15 protein-coding genes are annotated in these 24,631 nt (G+C 43.7%); 11 read left to right on the forward strand and 4 right to left on the reverse strand.

All coding sequences use genetic code 11. From position 1 onward, the window contains the following. Positions 1 to 22 precede the first annotated feature (22 nt). Together RIH33_RS20865 and RIH33_RS20870 are read right to left on the reverse strand one after the other, a co-directional pair. Entirely contained in the window at positions 23 to 1,066 is a 1,044-nt protein-coding gene (locus RIH33_RS20865; protein WP_406650665.1) for an outer membrane beta-barrel protein, read from the reverse strand. A 123-nt stretch (positions 1,067 to 1,189) separates the two neighbouring features. Next, positions 1,190 to 2,527 carry an ammonium transporter gene (locus tag RIH33_RS20870; protein WP_406650666.1) on the reverse strand — a complete coding sequence of 446 codons (1,338 nt, stop codon included), beginning with the start codon at positions 2,525 to 2,527 and terminating at the stop codon, positions 1,190 to 1,192. A gap of 443 nt (positions 2,528 to 2,970) precedes the next feature. On the opposite strand from RIH33_RS20870, the gene RIH33_RS20875 reads away from it, so the two are divergent. Then, the gene (locus RIH33_RS20875) at positions 2,971 to 4,134 is read left to right on the forward strand and encodes a trans-sulfuration enzyme family protein (protein ID WP_406650667.1); all 1,164 of its coding nucleotides are present in this window, start codon (positions 2,971 to 2,973) and stop codon (positions 4,132 to 4,134) included. Beyond that, positions 4,112 to 6,640, forward strand: a complete 2,529-nt coding sequence (locus tag RIH33_RS20880) for a DUF5686 and carboxypeptidase regulatory-like domain-containing protein (protein ID WP_406650668.1) — start codon at positions 4,112 to 4,114, stop codon at positions 6,638 to 6,640. The genes RIH33_RS20875 and RIH33_RS20880 overlap by 23 nt, the downstream gene beginning before the upstream one ends. A gap of 2 nt (positions 6,641 to 6,642) precedes the next feature. Here RIH33_RS20880 and RIH33_RS20885 read toward each other — a convergent pair whose 3' ends face one another. After that, positions 6,643 to 9,204 (reverse strand): gliding motility-associated C-terminal domain-containing protein, encoded by a 2,562-nt coding sequence (locus RIH33_RS20885; protein ID WP_406650669.1) that lies wholly within the window; start codon positions 9,202 to 9,204, stop codon positions 6,643 to 6,645. Between the two features lie 83 nt (positions 9,205 to 9,287). Here RIH33_RS20885 and rlmD point away from each other — a divergent pair, with 83 nt between their 5' ends. The 6 genes from rlmD (at position 9,288) to RIH33_RS20915 (ending at position 20,661) form a co-directional block, all read left to right on the forward strand. Next, on the forward strand, positions 9,288 to 10,682 hold the full coding sequence (rlmD, locus tag RIH33_RS20890) for a 23S rRNA (uracil(1939)-C(5))-methyltransferase RlmD (RefSeq protein ID WP_406650670.1): 1,395 nt from the start codon (positions 9,288 to 9,290) through the stop codon (positions 10,680 to 10,682). A gap of 704 nt (positions 10,683 to 11,386) precedes the next feature. Next, positions 11,387 to 13,870 (forward strand): cellulase family glycosylhydrolase, encoded by a 2,484-nt coding sequence (locus RIH33_RS20895; protein ID WP_406650671.1) that lies wholly within the window; start codon positions 11,387 to 11,389, stop codon positions 13,868 to 13,870. Between the two features lie 267 nt (positions 13,871 to 14,137). Continuing rightward, positions 14,138 to 18,349 carry a two-component regulator propeller domain-containing protein gene (locus tag RIH33_RS20900; protein WP_406650672.1) on the forward strand — a complete coding sequence of 1,404 codons (4,212 nt, stop codon included), beginning with the start codon at positions 14,138 to 14,140 and terminating at the stop codon, positions 18,347 to 18,349. A gap of 236 nt (positions 18,350 to 18,585) precedes the next feature. Further along, entirely contained in the window at positions 18,586 to 18,948 is a 363-nt protein-coding gene (locus RIH33_RS20905) for a hypothetical protein (RefSeq protein WP_406650673.1), read from the forward strand. Between the two features lie 43 nt (positions 18,949 to 18,991). Next, on the forward strand, positions 18,992 to 19,822 hold the full coding sequence (locus RIH33_RS20910; protein ID WP_406650674.1) for a mechanosensitive ion channel family protein: 831 nt from the start codon (positions 18,992 to 18,994) through the stop codon (positions 19,820 to 19,822). Positions 19,823 to 19,947: 125 nt separating this feature from the next. Beyond that, a complete protein-coding gene (locus RIH33_RS20915) occupies positions 19,948 to 20,661 on the forward strand; it encodes a hypothetical protein (protein WP_406650675.1) in 714 nt (237 codons plus the stop codon). 3 nt (positions 20,662 to 20,664) lie between these two features. On the opposite strand, the gene RIH33_RS20920 is transcribed toward RIH33_RS20915, so the two are convergent. Next, entirely contained in the window at positions 20,665 to 21,939 is a 1,275-nt protein-coding gene (locus RIH33_RS20920) for an amidohydrolase family protein (protein WP_406650676.1), read from the reverse strand. A 65-nt stretch (positions 21,940 to 22,004) separates the two neighbouring features. On the opposite strand from RIH33_RS20920, the gene pxpA reads away from it, so the two are divergent. The 3 genes from pxpA to RIH33_RS20935 are packed head-to-tail and all read left to right on the forward strand — an operon-like array spanning position 22,005 to position 24,293. After that, complete coding sequence (gene pxpA, locus RIH33_RS20925; RefSeq protein ID WP_406650677.1) at positions 22,005 to 22,706, forward strand: 5-oxoprolinase subunit PxpA; 702 nt, start codon at positions 22,005 to 22,007, stop codon at positions 22,704 to 22,706. Then, positions 22,703 to 23,428 carry a 5-oxoprolinase subunit PxpB gene (gene pxpB / locus RIH33_RS20930; RefSeq protein ID WP_406650678.1) on the forward strand — a complete coding sequence of 242 codons (726 nt, stop codon included), beginning with the start codon at positions 22,703 to 22,705 and terminating at the stop codon, positions 23,426 to 23,428. Before pxpA ends, pxpB begins: the two co-directional genes overlap by 4 nt. Continuing rightward, the gene (locus RIH33_RS20935; RefSeq protein WP_406650679.1) at positions 23,421 to 24,293 is read left to right on the forward strand and encodes a biotin-dependent carboxyltransferase family protein; all 873 of its coding nucleotides are present in this window, start codon (positions 23,421 to 23,423) and stop codon (positions 24,291 to 24,293) included. The genes pxpB and RIH33_RS20935 overlap by 8 nt, the downstream gene beginning before the upstream one ends. The last annotated feature ends 338 nt before the right edge of the window (positions 24,294 to 24,631 follow it).

Here is a 24,631-nt window from a genome sequence, read left to right on the forward strand (position 1 = left end):
GTGATGTCTTAACTGCTGACCCTTAGAAAGAGTATACTGCAGCAATCACGAATGAAGACAAAGAGCTACCGGTTTTGAAGTCAGTAGGGCTGTTGAATTCTGTAACTACCACATCATCTTCTGAGAAAGAATCCAATCTTACTTCAGGGATAAGTGTCAGGCTACCCACTGTATAGTTGGCTGACAAAGTCAGGTCAATTACACTCTCGTCGGTGGTCAATACACCTACACCTTTGTCACTGAAATACTCACCTCTTAATCCCATAGAGAAAGCATCAGAGAAAGAATTTTGCAGGTAAAGTGCTGCACCAAAGAAGTTGTCAGAAGCGCTGGTTGCGTTCACACCCAGGTAAAAAGACTCAGACAAATCCCATCCGGCAGTCAAATCAGCCTGAAAAAACTCATCATCAAACAAGAAGTTCAGGTAAGCTCCACCGTAACCAATCTGCGCACCACCCAGGTAGTCACCTGATGGGTTAAAGTCTGTAGCATCGGTAGGGTTAAACACACCCACCATGAAGCTCACATCACCAGCAGAAATGTCTGCTTTCAGTCCTGAGTGAGAGAATGGCCCGTATGAGAACATGTATGAAGTAGAGTAGTTGAAGTTAGCAGAAGGAGAGATCACCTCATAACCCAGGAAGGTATTGAAGTTACCTGCAGTTATAGTTAACGCATCACTTACACTCCAGTATACATACAACTGATTCACGATGTTCAAAGCTGGTGCAGATCCGAATACAGCATCCGCTCCTCTGGGTCCAAATACCAAATCTCCAACGAAACCTACTTTTTCTCCTTCGTAAGCCGCAATCAAATTAACCATACCCAAAGAGAACCCTGGAAGGTTAGCAAAAGATGATCCTGGAGACTGAATTTCGTTCACTCCGTCATCATCAAAATCGGTATAATTTGCAGCGTTCAGGTTAGTTCTGAAATAAGTATCTACAGATCCACTCAGTGAGAAAGAAGGCTCTTCCTCCTCTTGTGCTTTCACGGTCACAACTGCCAGCAACAACATTGCAGCAATCAGAAATCTTTTTGATAGTTTTGTAAAAGTGTTCATAAGCTTTTTAAATAAATGAGTTTGGAAAGTTTTTGAAACAGGCCTCTGAGTACTTTAATGGTTCCCGCCTTAGAGCTCAGAGGCCTATTTGTTTAGAAGTGTTTTTTTTGAACAGAGGAGCGATTACTCCTGAATGATGGTGTATCCTCTGATGCCATGCTCGTGGCTATCAAGACCTTCTTTTTCGTGCTCTTCAGATACTCTGATGCCGATGGTCAACTTCAATACGTAGAAGATCACAAACGCACAGACGAAAGCAGCAACACCACAGATTAGCACTCCTTTGAGCTGAGTCATGAAGGTATGCTCGGCATTGATAGAGAAGATACCCACAGCGAGTGTTCCCCAAATACCGCAGGTAAGGTGAACTGAAACTGCACCTACCACGTCATCCAATTTGAATTTGTCCAGTGTGATGGCTGAGATTACCACAAGGATACCAGCGACTATTCCTACTACGATGGCATTACCTGGCTCAATCACATCGGCGCCTGCAGTGATCCCCACAAGTCCGGCAAGAATACCATTCAATACCATACCCAGATCCAATCTTTTGAAAACAAGGTATCCGGTAACGAATCCACCCAAACCACCAGCACAGGCTGCCAGAGAAGTAGTCACCAATACGAAAGACACCAACCCTGGATCAGCTGAAAGAACGGATCCGCCATTGAAACCGAACCAACCTAACCAAAGCAGGAACACACCGATCACAGCCAATGGCACACTAGAGCCTGGCTTGTCGATTACTTTGCCATCTACATATTTTCCAAGTCTTGGACCCACGATCATGATACCGGCAAGTGCACCCCATCCACCTACTGAGTGTACGAGTGTTGACCCTGCGAAATCATAGAAGCCCATCGCATCAAGTGCTCCACCACCCCATTTCCAGCTACCAATGATCGGATATACAATACCCACGAAGATCAAGGTGAAAATGAGATAAGCACCTAACTTTACCCGCTCAGCTACTGCACCAGAAACGATAGTGGCAGCTGTAGCAGCAAACATCGCCTGGAACAGGAAGTCTGTCCAGTAAGTGTATCCGGCACTGGCATACTCCGCAGAGATATCCGCAGTGGCAGAAGTTTCAAGACCGAAACCTGCAAAGCCGAACCAGCCAGGAACGTCAAAGCCAGGATACATCAGGTTGAAACCTACTAGTGCATAGGTAAGAATACCTATAATAGGAGTCAGTGTGTTTTTGAAAAGGATGTTAACCGTGTTCTTGGACTGGCCAAATCCTGCTTCCACACCGGCGAAACCCAGGTGCATAATGAAAACCAGCGCTGTGGCCATCATCATCCAAATGTTATTGGCCGTAAGTAGGTTGGCCGTAATGTCCGCACTGTAATCTGTTGCCACCGCAACAGTCTCTACAACCTCCGGAACTACCGCCGCAATGGTGTCTGCCACGGCTACCGAATCTTGTACAATCATCAATAGGTTGGTGATCATGTTCATAAGTTTTTAAGATTAAAAATTCGTTGCGAAGATTCGGCTGCCGGTTAGCACAAACCGGGGAATTAGCCTCTTTCCACACTCCAAATAAAAGGACATAATCACGAATTATCAAAATCGAAATTTTAATACTTACACATTTTTGTCACCTTATTTTAAGCTGAACAGGGTCAATTTTTAAATTTTCATTATGAAACCATCAAAATATTAATAATTATATAATCGACCCGTATTTGACGGCAGACATCTTATTCATATTGTAAAAATGCGTTTTCACGAAATAATTTGCTTTTTTTCACAATTTTGATTTCAATTTTTTAAATATTCCTATTATTTCTCCAAATAATATATGGAAATATCAAAGACCCTCAATAATCCCATGTGGTTTCATAATTTCAGATGTAAAATAGGTTGTGCCCGATATGGCCTATTTTTAGCCTATGAACATAGATGATATCCTCTTTCACCTGGGTGAAAGCACTTCTTTTGACGGGACCGCAGCCAGCCCACCGATCTACCAAACCAGCAACTTCATTTTTCCCACCCTGGCGCATATGAAAACCGCCCTGGAACACGAGGATCACATCCCTTTCTATACACGTGGGGCAAATCCCACTGTGCAGGTACTTCAGGAGAAAATAGCCGCACTGGAGGAAACCGATCATGCATTGATCTTTTCGAGTGGTAGTGCAGCCATCACAGCAGCCATTATCTCCCAGGTCAAAGCAGGTGATCACATCGTGTGTGTATCCAACCCATACAGTTGGACCAAAAAACTGATCGAAGGTATTCTAGCCAAATTTTATGTGGCAAGCGACTTTGTGGAGGCTTCGGACGCTGAGGCCATCATCAAACATGTAAGGGACAACACCAGACTGATCTACCTGGAGAGCCCCAACTCCTGGACCTACGAAATGCAGGACATTGAAATGATCACAGCTTTTGCCAAACAGAAAGGCATCCGCACCATCATGGATAATAGCTGCGCCTCGCCACTGTATCAGAAACCCGCACGCCATGGTGTGGACATCATTGTCCACTCTTCCACCAAATACCTGTCCGGACATGCGGATGTGGTTTCAGGGGTCTTATGTACCTCCGCTGATCTATACCTCTCCATTTTCAAAAATGAGTACATGACTTTCGGCGCCATTATCTCACCGCTGGAAGCCTGGCTGATGATACGATCACTGAGGTCGCTGGAGCTCCGCATGGAAAAAGTGAGTAAAAATGCTCTGGAAGTAGCCCAAGTCCTCGAAAAGCATCCTAAAATTGCCAAATTGTATTACACCCATTCTGAATCCTTTGCTCAGCCTGAACTCGTAAAGAAATACCTTTCCGGAAATGGCGGACTTATGACGATAGACCTCAAAACCAACGATGCACATCAGATAGAACAATTCTGCAATGCCCTCAAGCGTTTCAAGCTAGGATGCTCCTGGGGTGGTTTTGAATCGCTCGCGTTTCCGGCCATCACCACAATGAGCTCACTCAACTACAATAAACCCGATACGGCCATCAACAGAATAAGACTTTATGTAGGTTTGGAGGACGCGGGTCTTTTAATAGCGGATCTCATCAATGCTTTGGAAATTATCGATTAGTCTTTTCACCTTCTGGCTTTATCCCATGCTCCTACAAGGGCAAAATACCATTTCCGGTATGATCCAGAATGAATCCGGAGAGGCTTTACCTTTCGCCACTGTATATGAAGAAGGCAGCACCAATGGTACCACCAGCAATGCGGACGGACGTTATCAACTCACACTCAGCACCAGATCTGCCACCATAGTGGCGCAATACATCGGCTATGCACGGCAGGCACAAACCATAGACCTGCCTCCGGGTGAACACGCGACACTCAACTTTGAGCTGGCGCCCGAAACCCTGGTGCTTAAGGAAGTGGTCATCTCAGCCAGCGAAAAGGATCCGGCACGACAGGTGATCCGCAATGCCATCAAAAAACGAAAATACTTCGCTGATGAAGTGAGTGCGTACACCTGCGAAGTGTACATCAAAGGCCTTCAGCGGCTGGACAAAAAGCCAAACAGCCTTCTGGGCATGACCGTGACCATCGATACCGGGATCGTGTACCTCTCTGAGTCCATTTCCAAACTGAAGTACCTGCATCCGGACAAAGTCAACGAAACGATGATCTCCTCTAAGGTGAGCGGAAACAACAATGCTTTCAGCTATAACCAGGCTTCCGAGATGAGAATCAACCTTTATGAAAACAGTTTTTTCATAGAGGGACTAAGCGAGCGCTCGTTTATCTCACCCATTGCCAACAATGCATTTCTGTACTATGACTACCAAATGGCCGGCACCATAGTAGAAAATGGGCTTTTTATCAACAAAATAAAAATCATACCCAAGCGTAAGACAGACCCGGTGTTTAGTGGGTACCTGTACATCATCGAGGACAGCTGGCGCATCCACAATGTGGACGTGAAGCTAACCAAAGACAATGGAATCGAGTTTTTGGATTCGCTCTCATTCCGTCAGGTGTTCGCTCCCGTTGACTATGACATCTGGATGCCCATTTCACAGCGTTTCACCTTCAAGTTCAGGGCTTTTGGCTTCAAAGGCAGTGGACATTTTTCAGCCATTTACAGAAACTACCGGGTAGAACCCAACTACTGGCAGCCACGAAAAACAGAGCCAAAAGCAGAGGTGACACCCACTAAAAAAGCTGCAAAAAAAGCCCGGAAGGAGCCAAGCCAGGAACCCCTCCTCTCCAAAGAGGATTTTTCCAACGCTGTGGTGACTGTGGTAGAAGGAGCAAATGAAAAAGACTCTCTATACTGGGCGACTGTTCGCCCCATTCCCCTGACCGAAATAGAGGTGCGAGACTATCAGTTGAAAGATTCCATAGGGGTGATCAAAGAATCCAAGCCGTACAAAGATTCTCTGGATCAGGTAAGAAACAAGTTCAAACCAGGCAATTTATTCTTTAATGGCTATACTCACTTCAATAGCTACAACCGCAGGTATTTTGGCTTCCCTACCCTGGTGGAGGGGCTTCAGTACAATTCCGTGGAAGGGCTGGTAACTAACCTGGAGTTTTCTTTCCAGAAAAGAACTGAACAGTCTTTTGACTATACCATCAAACCCGGTCTGCGGTATGGGTTTGGCAATAAGAAGCTTCAGGCTAAGGTGGAAGTAGCCAAAATGATCAACCTGAAAAAACGACTGATCCTCACCGGAGGTCTGGGTAGATACGTCTTCCAAATCAATGAGCAGGAGCCCATCACTCCCTTCAGCAACAGCTTCTTTACGCTGGTCAGAGGGGAAAATCATATGCGCCTGTTTCAAAAACATTTTGCCTATTTTGGATATCAGAAAGAGCTCCTGAATGGACTCCTCCTCAATGGAAAACTCAGCTATGAGCAGCGCGAAACACTCCAAAACACGGCCTCCTACAACCTGTTTGATAAAACCTTTGACACAAATACACCCTTCAATTACGAACTGGCAGCGACTGACTTCCCCAAACATCAGGCCTTCACAGCAGCATTTCGCCTGCGCATCCGGTTTGCTCAGCAATACATTGAGCGCCCTGACCGCAAAATCATTCTCAGTTCCATATACCCGGATGTGTATGTTTTCTACAAAAAAGGAATCAACCTCCTGGGGGGCGACACCAACTACGACCTGGTGAAACTGGGATCAGAATACAGTCTTAGGGTAGGTCAGGTGGGAACAAGTAAAATCAGCGCCCAAACAGGATTGTTTCTGAATACGCAACGAATGTATTTCCCGGATTTTCATCACTTCAATGGCAACCTCACCTACCTCAGGCAAACAGATGGAGAAAATCAATTTCAATTGCTGGATTACTATCCCTACAGTACACAGGATCGTTTTCTCCAGGCGCACTATGAGCACCATTTCAATGAATTTATTTTTAATAAAATCCCTGGGGTAAGGCGTCTGAACCTGCAGGCAGTAGGGTCAGTAAATTACCTCACCACTCCTGTCTTAGGCCACTATTTTGAATTTGGAGCGGGCATCGAACACATCCTGAAGTTTTTCCGGGTCGATTTCTATACCAGTGTGACCAACGGGCAGCACTCCAGAGCCGGAATCAGGTTTGGGGCGGGATTCTGAGGTTATCGGAGTACCTGAAGGAACCCTTTGTATTGGGTTTGATCATATTTGATCACGTAGTAATACACCCCGGCAGGCACATTCTTGCCATCCCACACAAAATCCCTTTGTTCACTGCGAAAAACACTGGTGCCGCTCCGGTCATGAATGCTGATGTACTGAAAAGCATCATCACAGTTATCCGGAGGTAGATTTTGCCGTGGCTGTGTCAGATTGGTCAGGGTATAGGTATCATTGTGCCCATCTCCATTGGGGGTGAAGACATTGGGGGGTTCAAACCCCAAAAACAACTCATCAGTCTCCCTAATCTCAAAGGTGATGCTCATGGTGTATTGCTTCTGTACAGGGCAGCCATCATCATAGGCCAAAAAGGAAATTTCGAACAAGCCAGACTCCTGTCCCAAATCCAGCAAGGAGCACTCGGGTGTCCAGTAAAGGGTGGAAGTAACCTCAGCAAGCCCTGTTTTGCGCTCGAAGAAAAGAGACTCAGACCTGGGCAGCCGGGAGGGATTCAAAAATTCAATGGTCACCGAATCACCTGCGTCGAAATCGAAAGCAGAAATATCCATCTCAAAAGGCACATTGATTTTTAACACCGTATCGGCATACTCCTGAATCTCAGGACGGTTATTTTCAGGAATGTCCAGGTTCACAGTGAACAACACAGTGTCCTGATTGACCACATCGCATCTGTCCTGATCCTCTGCAATAAATAAAAATTCGAAAGTCCGTTTCTCTGTCAAATCCAGCAGACTGCAATCCACCACCCATTGAAAAGGAGAATTGACACTGCCCACGCCACTGGCATCTGAGAAATTCACCCCGATCCCCGATCCCTGAAACCCCCGCGGCTGCAAACTCAGGTTGACAGTGTCCTGATCTAAATCTGTGGCAAGCACGTCAAAACTGATCACATCACCATCCCGGGCAGTAACCACCAGATCAGACCCCAGCGTGACCTCCGGGCTGGTATTTGGAGGCAAAACCACCCCCATGTTCAGCCATGCCACATTGGGGTTTTCCACCTCACAGATATCAAAATCCTCAGGAAGGAGCGCCAACTGAAAATTCTGAAAGCTGGAAAAATCATATATCTGACAGTTAGTATCCCAGGTAAGTGTGCCCTCCATCAGCCCACTTTCTGATCGGGTCACCTCCACGAATAACCCCAGGTCAGCCGGGTCTTCTATGCCCGGCACATACAGGATCATTTCCAGGCTATCATTATCTGCATCAGTGGCAGTGAAACTGAGCGTCAGTACTTCATTTTCATCGATGGTGTAGCCCGGACTAAAGGATGTGAAATCCGGAAACTGATTGGGCGGTGGCTCTACATTGATGGTAAGCCTTGCGGTATCCATTTGCGGCAGCGGACAGGCATCATCACTGGCGATCAGGTCTATGATGAAGGGACCATCTCTTACTGGCGGACATCCCGGCGCGCACACCTGCACCACCAATGTATCCTGACCAGGGTTCACAAAAGACTGAGTGATGCTAAATAGATCATCCAGCTCTTCATCAAAATTGACCGGAACGGCCCTCAGCGTGATTTGCTCTCCGGCGGAGATGTTGGTAATGATGAAATCAAAACATTTATCGTCCTCGAGGGCATAGTTGAGTACGTCCACTTCCGGGTCGAAGCTGTCATTGCCGGGTATTTTGATGCCCACTTCCGGAGGGTCAGGTGGATCACAACCCTCTTCTCTGACGAGCATTTGAAAATCGCGTTGTACGGCCCCGATTTTTACCTGATCCCGCCACTCTTCCACCAACACAGAAAACACATACAACCCCTTGGTTTTAGGATTAACCGTCAGCAATCCTTTATGGGTAATGCGCAGCGGTGGATTACCCGGCACAGTATTTTCCAGAGAATATCCTTCTGCCCAGTAGACGGGAATATGCGGTTTAGCCTGAGGGATCGGCACAGGATCTGGAGCCGAACTATTGAGGGGCGTCACCAGTCGATAAACGAGTGAATCACCGTCCGGGTCAGTGCCAGTGAAGTTGGTATAATAAAGTTGATTAATGCAGGCATAGTCACTCAGCGGCTTCAATAGAACCGGAGAAGAATTGATAAATGGCTTCCCGTTTTTCCAAAGTGGAGGAATCTCTACCACGTATTTCATACCCGTCTGACCGGGATTTTCTACATTGACAATGTCCAGGTTGCGGCAGCAGCGTTCCCATTCCACATAATATCCCTCGGCATCCGCATAGGTAGAAGGTTCCAGGTCTATCACGTTGGTATACACCACCCTGGAGGTCTGCAACTCCTCTATGGAACATTCAGGATTGGTGTAAAACACCTCGCTTACGGTTGAAAGCGGAAGTAAATGAGTGGAAATGAGTCGGTTGTCCTTGTTGGAGTAGATATAAACCGTCACCGAGGGGTCATATTCAGTATTCTGCTGCTGAGCTTCGTCCCGGTATTGAATGAGGTTGATCCTATAGACACCCGGTTCAATGGTAATGAACTCAATTTCTCCCCCCACGATGTGGAAAGCCTCCAGGCCGTAAAAAAGCAACCACGCGCAGATGAAAAGAGAAATCTTCTTCATACCAAGTCTTAATCTTATAGAACAGTGTTTTTGCTCCAAACCCCAATAGAACGCCTCAGAAACTCTTAGTAGCTTTGCGCCCAATGAAGGCAAGTAAAGTTATCGAAAAGCTGGAGATTACCGGTGTATCATCTGACGGAAAGAGTGTGGGACGTCATGAAAACAGAGTCATTTTTGTAGCCAATGGTGCGCCCGGTGACATAGTGGATGTGCGAATAGTGGGTAAGCAAAAGAAATTTCTTCTTGGTGAAATCATCCACTTTCATGAAAAATCAGCCGATCGGACAGACCCGTTCTGCGAGCACTTCGGCACCTGTGGTGGCTGCAAGTGGCAGCACATACAGTATGATGCCCAGCTGAAGCACAAACAAGACCATGTGGCACACAATCTGGCAAAGATTGGCAAGACCGCCCTCCCCGACCTTCTCCCCATCAAGGGATCTGCGCAGACCACCTACTATAGAAATAAACTGGAGTACACCTTCTCCAACATGCGCTGGCTCACACGGGAAGAGATAGAAGATAATGACGAGCTCAGCCGAAATGCACTGGGGTTTCACATCCCCAGAAGGTTCGACAAAATCCTCGACATCAATCACTGCTGGCTCCAGGGCGATCCCTCCAATGAGATCCGACTGGCCGTAAAGGCGTATGCCGAGAAAAACGAACTCACTTTTTTTGATCTGAAAAAACAGGAGGGACTCCTGAGAAACCTGATCATCCGAACTTCCACCACAGGAGATCTGATGGTGATCCTACAGGTATTTTATGATGACCAGCCCGCCCTATCTGCCCTGCTAAGTCATTTGAAAGATAGCTTTCCGGAAATCACGTCTTTGCTTTACATCATCAATCCCAAGCAAAACGAAACTTTCTTCGACCTGCCGGTTCATACTTTTCATGGAGAAGGCTTCATCTATGAAGAGATGGAAGGGCTCAGGTTTCGAATCGGGCCCAAGTCATTTTATCAGACCAATAGTATTCAGGCCTACGAATTGTACAAAGTAGCCAGGGAATTCGCAGGTCCCACAGGTGATGAGGTGGTTTATGACCTCTACACCGGCACTGGCACCATTGCCAACTTTGTGGCCAAAAAAGCCAAAAAGGTCATTGGGGTAGAGTCTGTGGAAGAAGCCATTGTAGATGCACGTATCAACTCGGAGCTGAACAACATTACCAACACTACCTTCCTGGCGGGTGATATGAAAGATATGATCAATGCCGACTTTGTGAAGAAACACGGACACCCGGACGTGATCATCACCGATCCGCCTAGGGCCGGCATGCATCAAAAGGTGGTGGAGATGCTCAATGAGATAAAACCGAAAAAGCTGGTATACGTAAGCTGCAATCCCGCTACTCAGGCCAGAGACCTGGAGCTGCTCTCACCGGTTTTTGAAGTGGTGGCTGTTCAGCCAGTGGATATGTTTCCGCAGACTCATCATGTGGAAAATGTGATGTTGTTAAAGTTGAGATAGGAATTTATTTGCCCCTATCAGAAGATGATCTATAAACCATGGTTTTATAGATCACTTTTATAGGATATATTGATCGATAAACGGAAGATCAACCCTTCTCAGGACATCTCAATGATCGTCAGCTCAAGGTTGTTGATCGTATATTTAGTGAAGGCATATCGGGTTTCAAAGGTGGACTTAGCGCCAAAAACTACTGTTCCATTACCGGTGCTCCAAGTGCCACCACCACACGAGACTTAACCAAAATGGTGGAAATTGGTGCTAAGAAAACAGGAGCGCTTAAGAGCACCCGATACTACTTGAATATTAAGAGGGTCTAAATCACTTCATCCAACAAATTTTAGCAGGATCATACCCGGGATCGGAGGTGCCTCAATGGTGATTTCTTCCATTTCCACCACTTTTGAATTTTCAAGTACTTTGACAATTCGAGGATGAAGGGGGAGGTTTTCGGTCATTCAATGATAAAACGTCATTTTCCCCAGACAACACTAATAAAAAAATTGATACCAAGAAAAACCCTCTAACAAACAAGCTTGGCATAATTATGTATTTGTCTTGATTTCTTAATCATTTGACCGAAATACAGATATTAATACAAATAATTAAAACCCTAAAACATCAATTCTTGCGGTGATATTTTTTTAAAATCATCTATGTAGTCTGGTTTATTTATCACAAAATAATCTCTAAACACTATGAAAATGATTGGATCTAAAATGACTGCAGGAGCAGTACTAACAAAAATGATTTATTGGTACCTACCAATATTCGTTTTCCTAAGTTGGACTAATATTTATGGATCTACTGCGTATACGGGTATGCGCAACATCACATCCATGGAATTAGTAGCAGATATGGGTGCAGGCTGGAATATTGGAAACAGCTTAGATTCTTATGCTGCTGATGAAACAGGCTGGGGAAACCCAGTTACAACCAAACCGATGATCGATTTAATCGCCTATCAGGGATTTAAAACATTGCGACTTCCTGTCACCTGGGAATTTCATATGGGGCCAGCTCCCAACTACACAATAGATCCAGTCTGGATGGATCGAGTGGAAGAAGTGGCTAATTACGCCTTTGATAACGATATGTATGTGATCATCAATATACATCATGACGAATGGATAGTTCCAACTTACGCTGAGCTAAATGTTGTTAAAGACCGCCTCACCAAAGTTTGGACTCAAATAGCCAACCGTTTCAAAAATTATGGCGACTATCTGATTTTTGACACGATCAACGAACCTAGACTTAAGGGTTCACCTGAAGAATGGAGTGGAGGAACAGCAGAAGGCCGTGACGTCTTAAACCAATATCATAAGGCGTGTGTTGATGCAATAAGGGCTACAGGAGGAAATAATGCAACTAGGCATTTAATGATTTCCACGTACGCTGCCAGTTCTACGGACAATGCCATGAATGATTTTGTCTTGCCGAATAATGATAACAGAGCTATTGTCTCCATACACACTTACTTTCCATATCAGTTTTGTCTTGAGGGATCAGATGCTACTTGGGGAACAAAAAGAGATAAAAACTCACTGGATTATGAACTTGACAGGGTGTATAACAAATTTGTCGCAAATGGTATTCCGGTAGTTTTAGGTGAGTGGGGATCAACTCATAACAATAATTTGTCTGATAGATTAGCTCATGCAGATCATTATGTGAAGGGAAGTATTGCTCGCGGAATGTGTCCGGTTTTGTGGGACAATGGAAATGTTGCGGAATTTGGCATAATGGACAGAAATGATGTAAGCTGGGTTTTCCAGGAAATTGCAAATACTACCATTAATGCCGCATATGGTGAAAACACTACATATCACCTCACTGTGGTTAATGGGTCTGCTGATGGAGATTATTTGCTAGGTGAATCTGTTAACCTGGTCGCAAATAGTGCCCCAGCCGGAATGATCTTTAGTAAGTGGATAGGCCAAACCCAGGGTATTGCGGACATTTTTAATCCGAATACCACTTTAACCATGGGCGGTAAAGATATTCAGGTTGAAGCCTTATATGTATCCAATACCACATATAGCCTAACGGTAAACAATGGCAGCGGGGATGGAGATTACATTGAATCCGCAATTGTCAATGTTACAGCTGATCCACCATTAGCTGACAAGGTTTTCAGTCAATGGTCAGGTGCTATTGCCTATATTGATAACATCAATAGTTCCACTACTTCGGTTACCATGCCTGCTCAAAATATTTCAATAACAGCAAATTATTCACCAGCGACTTGCTTTGCCATTTCAAGTAGAATTGAAGCAGAAAATTACAAAAACATGTTTGGTATCCAAACAGAACCATGTTCTGAGGGAGGTGAAAATGTTGGCTATATAGATGTTGATGACTGGATGGACTACTGCATAGACGTTGCATCTGAAGGTACCTATAAGCTGGATTTAAGAGTAGCTGCGGTTGATGCTACCGGTCAGGTACAGGTACAAATAAATGGCACTACTGAATCTACTGTAAATATTCCTGCTACAGGTGACTGGCAATCTTGGACAACCATTTCCTCGGGAACTTTCAATCTTGGTGTAGGGAAACATACATTGAGATTATATGCAACCGGGCCATTATTTAATATAAATTGGATTGAAGTAGTAGGCTCAAACCCTGGAAATGATACCGAGGCGCCATCTGCTCCAACACAATTATCAAAAACTGGTTCCTCTACAACGACAATTGATATTTCCTGGAATGCTTCCACGGATAATGTAGGTGTAATCGGCTATAATATGTTCCTTGACGGGGTTTCTGTGGGATCCACTGCAGGAACCAGCTATCAGTTTACTGGACTGGAAAGAAATACCAGTTATACTTTGGGCGTGAGTGCGTACGACGAAGCAGGAAATGAATCTGCAATTAGCACAATCACCACCAGAACCAGGGCTAATGGGGCTAGATTAGGAGAAAGTGCATTGACGGTTGAGTCAGCAGCTCCAGTAATTGTGTATCCAAATCCAGTAAATGAGTCCCTAAAAATTCAAATGCCGGAGGAGCTTGGCAGTGGAGTTCTGTCTATTTATGACTCCTATGGAAGAAAGGTGTTTGCGCAAAGTAATCTTATTGGAATTGTAAACGTAGATATGTCCCAATTTGAAACAGGAATCTATGTTTTGAAGGTTACCCTCAATTCCGAAACCTCTACTCACAAAGTATACAAAAAATAACCATCACATAACAAGTACAATAAACCTGCCTAAACGAATTTGTTTAGGCAGGTTTACCTTTTCACCTATGTGATAACAATGACCTCAAATATGCCACTTCGGCACCCACAATACTATAATCAGTGTATAAAAACGTTTTTGAGCATGCATGATTAAATCCAATCGTCAAAATTATTGATACCAATAAGAAGTAGTATAAGGAAGAATTTATTATTACATTAGACCTTGACAGTAAGCTACGGGTATCCTAAGAGGAGGGGATCATCAATGATTTTTCAAACTAGAAGAAATACTGTGGAGTTGTTGCGATATGTAATACTATGCAGCGTCTTTTTCCATTGTAATTCGGTTGCTTTTGGCAATCCCTTCAAATCAAAAAATTACACTCAAGCTCAAGGACTGACATCAAATACCATTACCCAAATCTTCCAGGATCATTACGGGTTTGTCTGGTTGGGTACACCAGATGGCTTAAATCGCTTTGACGGCATAGAATTTAACTGCTTTACCCACAACCCTACAGATTCCACCAGCATCTCAAATAATGAGATTCAATTCATTTTTGAAGATCAGCACAATGACTTATGGGTGGGCACCAGATATGGATTGAGTCAATTCAACCGTCTGACGGAGACTTTCAGAAATATTTACTTTAACAAAAATCAAAAGGATTCCAGCCTTTTTGATGTGACATATCAGCGAACCAATAATCTTAGATTTTATGCCTATTTCGCACCTCATGATAGCAGTGTCTGGCTAAGTTCTGATTACAGCGAATTGATTCATTACAAAATAAATTCCAGGCAGGCGAAACGATATCGCCCTTATGAGAACACTTCTGCGTCCGTAATTACCGGGCATAGCCCTGGAAAATTGTGGATTGGCACAGCAAACAGAGGTTTATTGCTGTACGATTACCAAAATCAGCGCATTACAAGATCGTATTTAGCCAATAATCAAGATTCAAAGCAAAAAGCCCAACATATACTGAGCATTGAACCATATGGTGAAACGTCCTATCTGGTCGGGACAAACGGAGGTGGTTTATACATTTACAAAAGTCAGAGTGATGAGTTTGAGCGGATAATCATCCCGAATTCTACAGAGAGTAGTAAAATTTCAACTTTCATTTCATCTATAATTCATTTGAAGGATCACAAATACCTTCTTGGAACTGATGGCGCAGGCATTCAAACCATTGATATTAAGAACCGGAAGTTAATAGAAACGACCCACTCGAAAAGTATAAATACGTTTATTAGCAATCCTATTATACGCTGTTTATTCATTGATCGCGATAAAAATTTATGGGCCGGAAACTACCATGGAGGGGTAAATGTGATTGACTATTTTACTAATAACCAGATTGTACACATCAAGCCCAGGCGAGATGAAATTATTTACACAGGTGCCAATATGGTTAATTCACTAATGAGGGACACCAGGGGTAAATTATGGGTCGGAACTGATGCGGGCACTATCCTTATTTACAATTCAGACTATAGCCTCCACAGAACCATTGACGGACCGAAGCCTTCATCAGGTGAAAAGAATGCTATTTTATCCTTGTATCAGGATTCTCAGGGTCAAATCTGGGTAGGTACCTTTTTGCTTGGACTGAGTAGGTTAGATACAGTACGCCAATCTTTTCAAAGTTATTCATCCAATACTTTTGACGAAGGAAGCATTCCACACAATGATGTTAGAGCCATTATTGAAGACTCTCAAAAGCGATTATGGGTCGGAACCAATGGAGGCGGTATAGGGATTCTAGATAAAACGACTCATAGCTTTCAAACAATTTCACAATTCAAAAACAGCGCGGACTCCAGTTTAAGAATTTATTGTGATAATGTAACAAGTTTTTATAAAGATAAGCAGGAGAATATATGGATTTCTACCATAAACGGCTTATATGTTTATGTAGATAAAACCGGTGTAATACACTTTTTTGATTCGGACATTCCTGAAAATTCATTGTACGGAAAAAAGATCAATGCAATACTTCAGGAAAATGAAAGTGATTTCCTTATCGGGAGTTCTGTGGGACTGTTTAGGCTCCGAATGCCAAATGGTCCTGGAGAAAAATTTTATCTAGAATCCCCACAGAACAAACTCAGCAACACCAATATAAAAAGTATGCTATCAGATGAAACTGGAAACTTATGGCTTGGCCACAATAAAGGTATCACCAGGTTAGATAAAAAATCTCAAACAGTTCATCTGTTTAATCAGCAACACGGGTTTCAATTAGAAGGGTATAATGTCAATGCAGCATTAACTTTAGCATCTGGCGAATTATGTTTTGGCGGGGTAAACGGATTTAACGTGTTCTCACCTCATCAAATAAGGTTGGATAGTTCTGTTGCTGAAGTTATTCTTACAAACATTGAAGTGGGAGGTAAAGAATTAGCCAAAATTGAAGAAAAGCTTAAAACAAAAAACCTCAGATCAATTCATGAGTTGGAAAAAATCATCCTATCCAGCAAAGATTATATTCTCAAACTAGAATTTGTAGCCCCGAATTATCGTTATCCAGAAAATTTAAATTACACATACAGACTGGATGGATTTGATCAACCGGAACAATGGACTGAAGTTAATGCAACCCAAAGATCAGTTACATATACCAACCTGAATCCCGGGGAATATAATTTCATTATTAAGGCGTCAAATAATAATGTCTGGAGTAGCAAAACCACTTCCCTTAATATTATTGTTACACCACCATTTTGGAAGACAAATATATTTTACTTCATGTTTGTACTGGTCATCGTAGCTAGCTTGCTCTGGCTACGAAATTCGGTCTTGAAAATAGAAAGACAAAGAGTTCTTAAAAACAAAATTGACCATGAAAACCAGATAAATGAGCAGAAGTTTAAATTCTTCACAAACATCTCTCATGAGATCAGAACTCCTTTAACGCTGATAATTGAACCACTTAAGAAAATTCTGGGCTCAGAAGAATATCAATACCAAAACAATGTGAATAAACCTCTGTCACAGAATGAGGAAAACTTACGGCTTATCTACAAAAATGCAATTCGATTACATCGAATAGTTGATCAACTAATGGATTTTAGGAAGATGGAAGCTGGTGTTATGCCTTTAAATATTGCCGAAAATGATTTGGTAGGCTTCATAAAGGAAACCTGCAATCTATTTAGCCTGCTTGTTGACCAAAAGAAATCAAGCCTGATTTTTCAAACTACGCATAACAAATTGCTCATGCCATTTGACTTTGATAAGCTTGAAAAAGTTCTTCTGAATCTTTTGTCAAACGCGTTTAAATTTTCATTTCCTGAAGCAAAGGTTGTTGTAAAACTTGATGTGATTATTACAGAAACTGAACAACAATTTGCCAGTATCACTGTCAGAGATAATGGGATAGGAATCCCCAGGAATGAAATAGAGAACATTTTTGAACGATTCTATCAGGTAAAACATGATAACTACTTCCACCATGGCTCCGGGGTTGGATTATCTTTTGTGAAAGAAATAATGGAACTACTGAAAGGCAAAATTGAAGTAAGAAGTGACGTTGGAAAAGGGACTGATTTTACAATTTTGCTGCCTTTAGGTGATCATGAATATGAAAAAGCGAAAACGGTAAGAAATCACACCATTTACAATACCCTTTCACAAAATGACCTTGCAGAATCCGAAAAGGATTCTAACCAGATCAAAAAAACACATAGTGATAAATACTCCATACTACTAGTAGAAGACAATGACGACATAAGACGACTAATTTACCAGGCTTTGGAAAGTGATTTCAACATCGAAACCGCTAAAGATGGAAGGGAAGGGGTGATCATGGCAAAGAAGAATTACCCGAACCTGATAATATCAGACATAATGATGCCCTATTTAGACGGTTATGAGCTCTGTAAGGAGTTGAAAAAAGATGTAAACACCTGTCATATCCCAATAATTTTGCTTTCAGCTAAAAGTTCTGATGAAAGCGTGATCGAAGGGTATGAAACAGGAGCTGATGAATATATACCTAAGCCATTTAGTTCAGGTGTTCTGAAAACCAGGGTCAATAACCTCATCAAAAACAGAACTATTCTTAGAGATCGTTTTCTCAAAGAAATTGATATTCTACCCGGGGATTTTACTAACATAAAAAGAGATGAGAGGTTATTAAACAAGTTCATCCAGATAGTGGAACAAAACTGCCACAGAAGCGACTTTAACGCCGATAAGTTTGGACAAATGGCCGGTATGAGTAGATCGGTGTTGTATAGCAAGGTTAAAGAGATTACAGGGCAAACCGTAGCAGATTTTATTAAAATAATCCGTCTGAAAATGGCCGCTAAATTATTAAGAAGGAAGGAGTACTCAGTTCAAGAAATTTCTGAAAAAACCGGATACAAATATCTATCTCATTTCTCAAGAAGCTTTTCTGAATATTTTGGCGTCTCACCTAGCAAATTTATAGAGATGACTGAATTTAATGAAGAGCGATCAATTTAGAGAGGATAAGAACAAAGTTTCCTTTCTCGAATTTGTACACCCTATCATAATTGATAGGATTAAACTAATAATAATGACAAGTTTTGCATCCTCAGGTGCACAGCCATTAATTACTAGGCCGGTAACAACCAATGACACCGTTGATTTGAAAACAAAATTGATATAAACACACTTTTACCTTTCCTTTGCCCGATACCAATTCCTGCGAGGAACCTGCTCGATAAAAGCAAAATAAAATGCAAAACGATCCTACTTTAGACCCCAAATACCTTGGCAAAATCTCCTCTGATTTTGTGAAAGTCTCTGAGTACCTCAAAGAGGCTTCCTATCTCATCAGGAAGAAGGGTTTTTCGGAGTATCCGGTGTTTCCGGTATCCAAAGAAGATGTACCCATAGGCCAGTTGCTGTACGAAAAAGGCAAACTGGAAAATGAATGGAACTACTACGCTTCTTTCATGGAGGAGTTTGCCCAGCGGCAGCTCATTGCCGAAGAACAAAAATTCAAAGAAGCATATAAAGACCCGGATGAGTACTGCTGCCTTTTCATCGTAGATCGGGAATTCACAAACTTCTTATTTATCCCTTTCCCCGAAGATTGACATTTTTCATAACAAAATCACCGGTTAAAATATTACTAACTGTATGGAAGAACAAGTAAATCAAATCACAGACCTATCTGCTATAGCGATGGAGTATGCATGGGAATATGGACCTAAAGTTGTCCTGGCCATTATCACCCTTATCATTGGTCTCTGGATCATTGGGATGGTATCACGTGGGTTTGAGAAGGTCATGAAAAAAAGAAACTTTGACCCTTCTCTCACACCTTTTCTAAAAACCCTCCTCAGTGCTTTACTGAAAGTGATGCTCTTCATCTCTGTCATAGGCATGGTGGGTATAGAAGTCACTAGCTTTATCGCCATTCTGGGAGCCGCTGGTCTGGCGGTTGGTCTGGCCCTGCAGGGTACGCTCCAAAATTTTGCCGGTGGGGTGATCATCCTCCTCCTGAGACCCTTCAAAGTAGGTGACGTCATTGACGCCAAAGGCTACATGGGTACGGTCAAAGAAATTCACATATTCTACACCATCGTCAACACCTTCGACAAAAAAGTGGTCTACATCCCCAATGGCACACTCGCCAATTCGGACATGACCAACCTCTCACAAGAAGAAGACAGACGAAATGAATGGAAATTTGGCATTGCGTATGGTGACGATGTAGACAAAGCCAAGACCCTGCTTCGAAAATTTATTGATGAAGACGAGCGAATACTGAAGGAGCCTGAACCATTTATTGCAGTACATTCTCTGGGTGACAGCTCGGTGAATCTGGTGGTTCGCACCTGGTCCAAAGCGGGCGATCTCTGGCCTGTATATTTTGACATGAACGAAAAGGTATACAAGCAATTCGCAAAAGAAGGCCTCAACATTCCCTTTCCGCAAATGGATGTGCATGTGCACAACCAGAAATAGCGAATTAAAGAATAGAATGCGCTCCTCAAATTTTTGAGGAGCTTTTTTTTACCCCTTTCAGAAGTGAAATAGGGTTCGGAGAATGAAAATTCATATATTTTCGAAATCTCAAAATCAAATACCCCATGAGAGTACTTCTTGTTTTAAGTCTACTAATTACCTCCACACTGCATGCTCAGGCTCAAAGCGACTACCTGGTCACTTCCTCAAAGGACACACTTCGAGGCAAAGTATCTCTCCTACTTCAGGAAAAACTGACAGAAAAAGTAACTGTAACCACAGAAGACGAAACACGAACATTTCATTCGGGTCAGCTGATTGCTGCCCGTATCAATGAAGTCACCTACAAAAGCATAAAACATGGCGATAAGTACCGGATGATGAAAGAAATCACACCGGGTTATCTTGGTCTGTATTCCTTTCGTTTTGAAGACAATTATGATTTTGATCCCAAATTCCTGTATAAAGTCACCGGTGAGGGCCAGGAAATACCCACTTTTGGTTTTCGGGCTGTGGCGGCTGACTTTCTGAGCGAATGCCCCTCTATCGTGCAAGCCATCAAAGACAAAACCTATAAAATCTCAGAGCTTTCCACACTGGTAGATGACTACAATACCCGATGCCTGAATACCCGAATGAAGTCCAAAGGAGCTGAAGTCAAAGAAATAAATACGCTTCTGGATCAGATCGCCGAACTTCAGCAGCTACTTCGGGATATCCAAGCCAAAAAAGATGCAGGTGAAAAAATCCCCCAGTATATGATCAAGGCATTGGAAGCACATGCCAATCATAACCTCAGTGGAGACCTGAATCTGCTACTGGAGCAATTGACTCAATAAAGGTCAGTCTTTATAGACCACACCTTCCTTCATGACAAAATTGATCTTGCCCATGTTGTCAATATCTTCGAGGGGATTGCCATCCACAGCCACAATATCTGCAAACAGACCGGGGCGAATACTCCCCAACTGATCTGAAACACCCAAAATAGCCGCATTCACCGAAGTAGCACACTTGATGACCTCCATGGCAGGCATCCCGGCCTCCACCATGTAGATAAATTCCTTATAGTTTTGCCCATGGGGAAATACCCCGGCATCCGTGCCAAACCCTATGGGAACACCCTTTTTATAGGCTCGGGTAAACGTTTCACTGATCTGCGGACCTATGACGGCAGCCTTCCGGGCCACCATATCTGGATAATAACCAGCCACCCTGGAGAGTTCAGCCACTGACATCCCGGCAGTGATGGTAGGAATATAATAGGCATTCTTTTCCTTCATGAGCTCCATGGTTGCTTCAGACATGTAAGTCCCATGCTCTATGGTTTTCACCCCTGCCCTTACTGCCCGTTGCATCCCTTCATCTCCATGTGCATGAGCTGCCACCTGGAAACCTAGATCATTCGCCGTTTTCACGATGACCTCTATCTCTCCTTCGCTAAAATGAGGTCCACTTCCATCTTCAGCCACGGAAAGCACACCGCCGGTGGCGGTAATCTTGATCAGATCAGCCCCATCTTTATACCTCTGCCGAACAGCTTTCATAGCGTCTGCGGCACCATTTACCACACCTTCCCTCGGACCGGGATCGCCCATCAGGTCATTTCTGTATCCATTGGTCGGATCTGCGTGTCCGCCTGTGATGGCCAAAGACTTTCCTGCCGTAAAAATCCTGGGCCCTACAGTCACCCCTCTATTGATGGCGTTTCGCAATGCAATATTCACACCCATTCCCCCTAAATCCCTTACCGTGGTAAACCCAGCCATTAATGTGACCTCTGCAAAGACCGCCGACTCAAAAGCTACATCCGCTTCGTTCATCGTGAATTTTTTAAGGTATCTATCCTTGCTCGTCTCATGCTCCAGGTGCACGTGCATGTCTATCAGGCCCGGCATCACCGTCATGTTTTTCAAATCGATCACCACATCTCCGGATTCGGGAGGCTGATACCCATTGACCACTTTCACAATCTTCTTACCCTCTACTATAATCGTCTTTTGAGTCTGCACTTTATCCCCCACCCCATCGATCAATCTCCCCGCATAAATGAGCTTTTGCTGCGCCATTGTTACCTCGCAGAAGGCTATGAGAATCAATGCAAATAGACTTTTCATTGTTGATGTTTGTTTTTCTCTTTAAAATACAACTAATTTCTGACACAGATTCACAACTAAAGACAATGAAAACCTGGACCATCAACAGTGACATGGGTGAAAACATAGGGAATGACCATCTTCTGATGCCCTTCCTGAATGAATGCTGCATAGCCTGTGGCGGGCATGTGGGGGATGAGAGTTCCATGCAAAAGACAGTGGATCTCGCACTGAAATATGGCGTTTCGATAGGTGCACATCCATCTTTTCCAGATCAGGCCAATTTTGGTCGGCTCCCCATGCGAATGGAAAAAAATGCGTTATCTGATACACTTCGCACTCAGATAGATGCCCTGAGAAAAATCTATCCGGACATCGAACACATCAAACCGCACGGAGCACTGTATAACATGGCAGCAGTAGATCCTGAAATCGCCTGGACTGTGCTGGAAGTGATTAAAGATTATCCTGGCACCGCGCTGATGGCTCCATGGAGAAGCACAATAGCACAAATGGCGGAAGAACAAGGCATCAAAGTGCGCTTTGAAGGCTATGGGGACAGAAGGTATCATAGCAACATGGCACTGGTTTCACGAAAAAATCCTGCCGGCGTGATCTCTAAACCCAATGATGCAGTAGAGCAGGTAAAATCCATTACCGACAGAGGTATCTTCATCTCCATAGAGGGGGATGAAATAGAATTTGAGGCAGAAACCTTTTGTGTGCATGGTGACAATCCTGATGCCCTGAAAATCCTGCAAGCCCTCCATCATCTCAAAGTGTCATGAACCCGAAAATAGTTTTCCGTACACTTGGTCCGGAAACCTTATTGATGGAATGGCCGGAGGTCATCAGCAGTGAAACGCTCGGTTCAGTCACGGCGCATTTCAGGGCCATTTCAAACGAACTGGCCGAACAAATAATTACCTGCTATCCGGCATACTGTAGCATTGCCATCCTTTTCGATACAAATCAGATTTCGGCGGCAGCATTGCAGGAAAATATCCTTGAACTGGACATTAAGGAGGAACAAAAATCAAAAAGGCTCTGCTGGGAACTACCGGTGTGCTATGATGACCCTTATGGAGTGGACCTTCTGAGGATGGCAGAAGCCAAAAAAACCACTCCTGAAAAAATCGTTCTCCTCCATACCCAAAACAGCTACCCTGTCTACTTCTTTGGGTTTCTCCCGGGTTTTATGTACCTCGGAGGTCTGCCCACTGCACTACATTACCCCCGAAAACAAACTCCCGTACGTAAAATTCCGCAAGGCTCAGTGGCCATAGGCGGAAACCAAACGGGCATCTACCCCGCTTCATCTCCGGGTGGCTGGCACGTCATAGGCAATTGTCCCGTTTCCATGTTTGATCCCTCCCAAAATCCTCCATGCTTTATCCAGACAGGAGACGCTGTGAAATTCACTGCTGTAGAGGCAGATGAGTACCTACAGATTAAAGAACTCGTAGCACAAGGCCAATACCGCCCTCAAACCTCTACGATCGATGGGTGAAATAATCGTCAACAAAACCGGATTACACACCTCCATTCAGGACATTGGACGAGAGAACTGGCGGCATTTCGGTGTCCCGGTGAGCGGAGCAATGGATCTCAGAAGCGCACGACTGGCCAATCTGCTCACCAACAATGAAGAGAATACCCCGGTCATCGAAATCACGATGATCGGACCTGAACTCCAATTCACAGAACCGGCCATCATCGCCCTTACCGGAGCGAACCTCTCTCCAAATTTGGATGGAAAAATCGTGAGGGTCAACCAAAACTTACAAGTGATGGGTGGGCAAACACTCTCCTTTGGAAAACCAATACAGGGCATCCGAACCTACCTTTCCATCAAAGGAGGTTTTGATTGCCCGAAGGTGTTGGGGAGCTATTCACAGTTTCCCATGGTCACCTTATCAGGAAATCTTCAGGAAGGGGATCGGGTCACTTACAGACCACAGATTGGATCAAGTAAAAATCACGCTATTGTACATATAAACCCTCAGCACTTTACCAGCAAAACCCTGAAAGCACACCCTGGGCCAGAATTTGACCTACTCAGCGATCAGGCCAGGCAGATGCTCCTTAATAAAGGCTTTCACATCAATGCCAATAACAGGATGGGCTATCAACTCACCCATCCGGGTATGCCTCCTCATCAGCTGGAAATAGTCACAGCTCCAGTCATCCCGGGCACTGTACAGCTTACCCCCTCCGGACAGCTCATCGCGCTTATGAGAGATGCGCAGGTAACCGGCGGATACCCGCGTGTACTCCAACTCACAAAAGAAGGTGTGGATCAACTCGCACAGAAAACCAATGGCCAATCGATTCTATTCCAGTTGATTGAAGTCATTCCTCCCGTGTATAATTAAAAAACATGGCGGGTAAAATTCCCTGCATCGACCAATCCTGCATGTACCTACACACTTCTCGATTCCCTGAAAAACATTCGAAATCCACAAATTAAATTTCACAATCGGACATTTGCCGGAATAAAAACCAACCACACATGGCTTTCGCAAAACATCATAAGGTAGCTTGATTGGTATTAAAAGTTTTCTATACATTTGACTGGCTACCAGTATGATTACCGACTAAAAATCGACTCAAACAACTTCCCGCTTGTTGAAAAATTTTGAGAACCACACAAAAGACAATATGACTATGCAGAATTAATTAAACCGTTAAATTCAACCTAATTCAAAACGTA

The organism is Marinoscillum sp., from assembly GCF_040222955.1.
GTDB lineage: Bacteria > Bacteroidota > Bacteroidia > Cytophagales > Cyclobacteriaceae > Marinoscillum.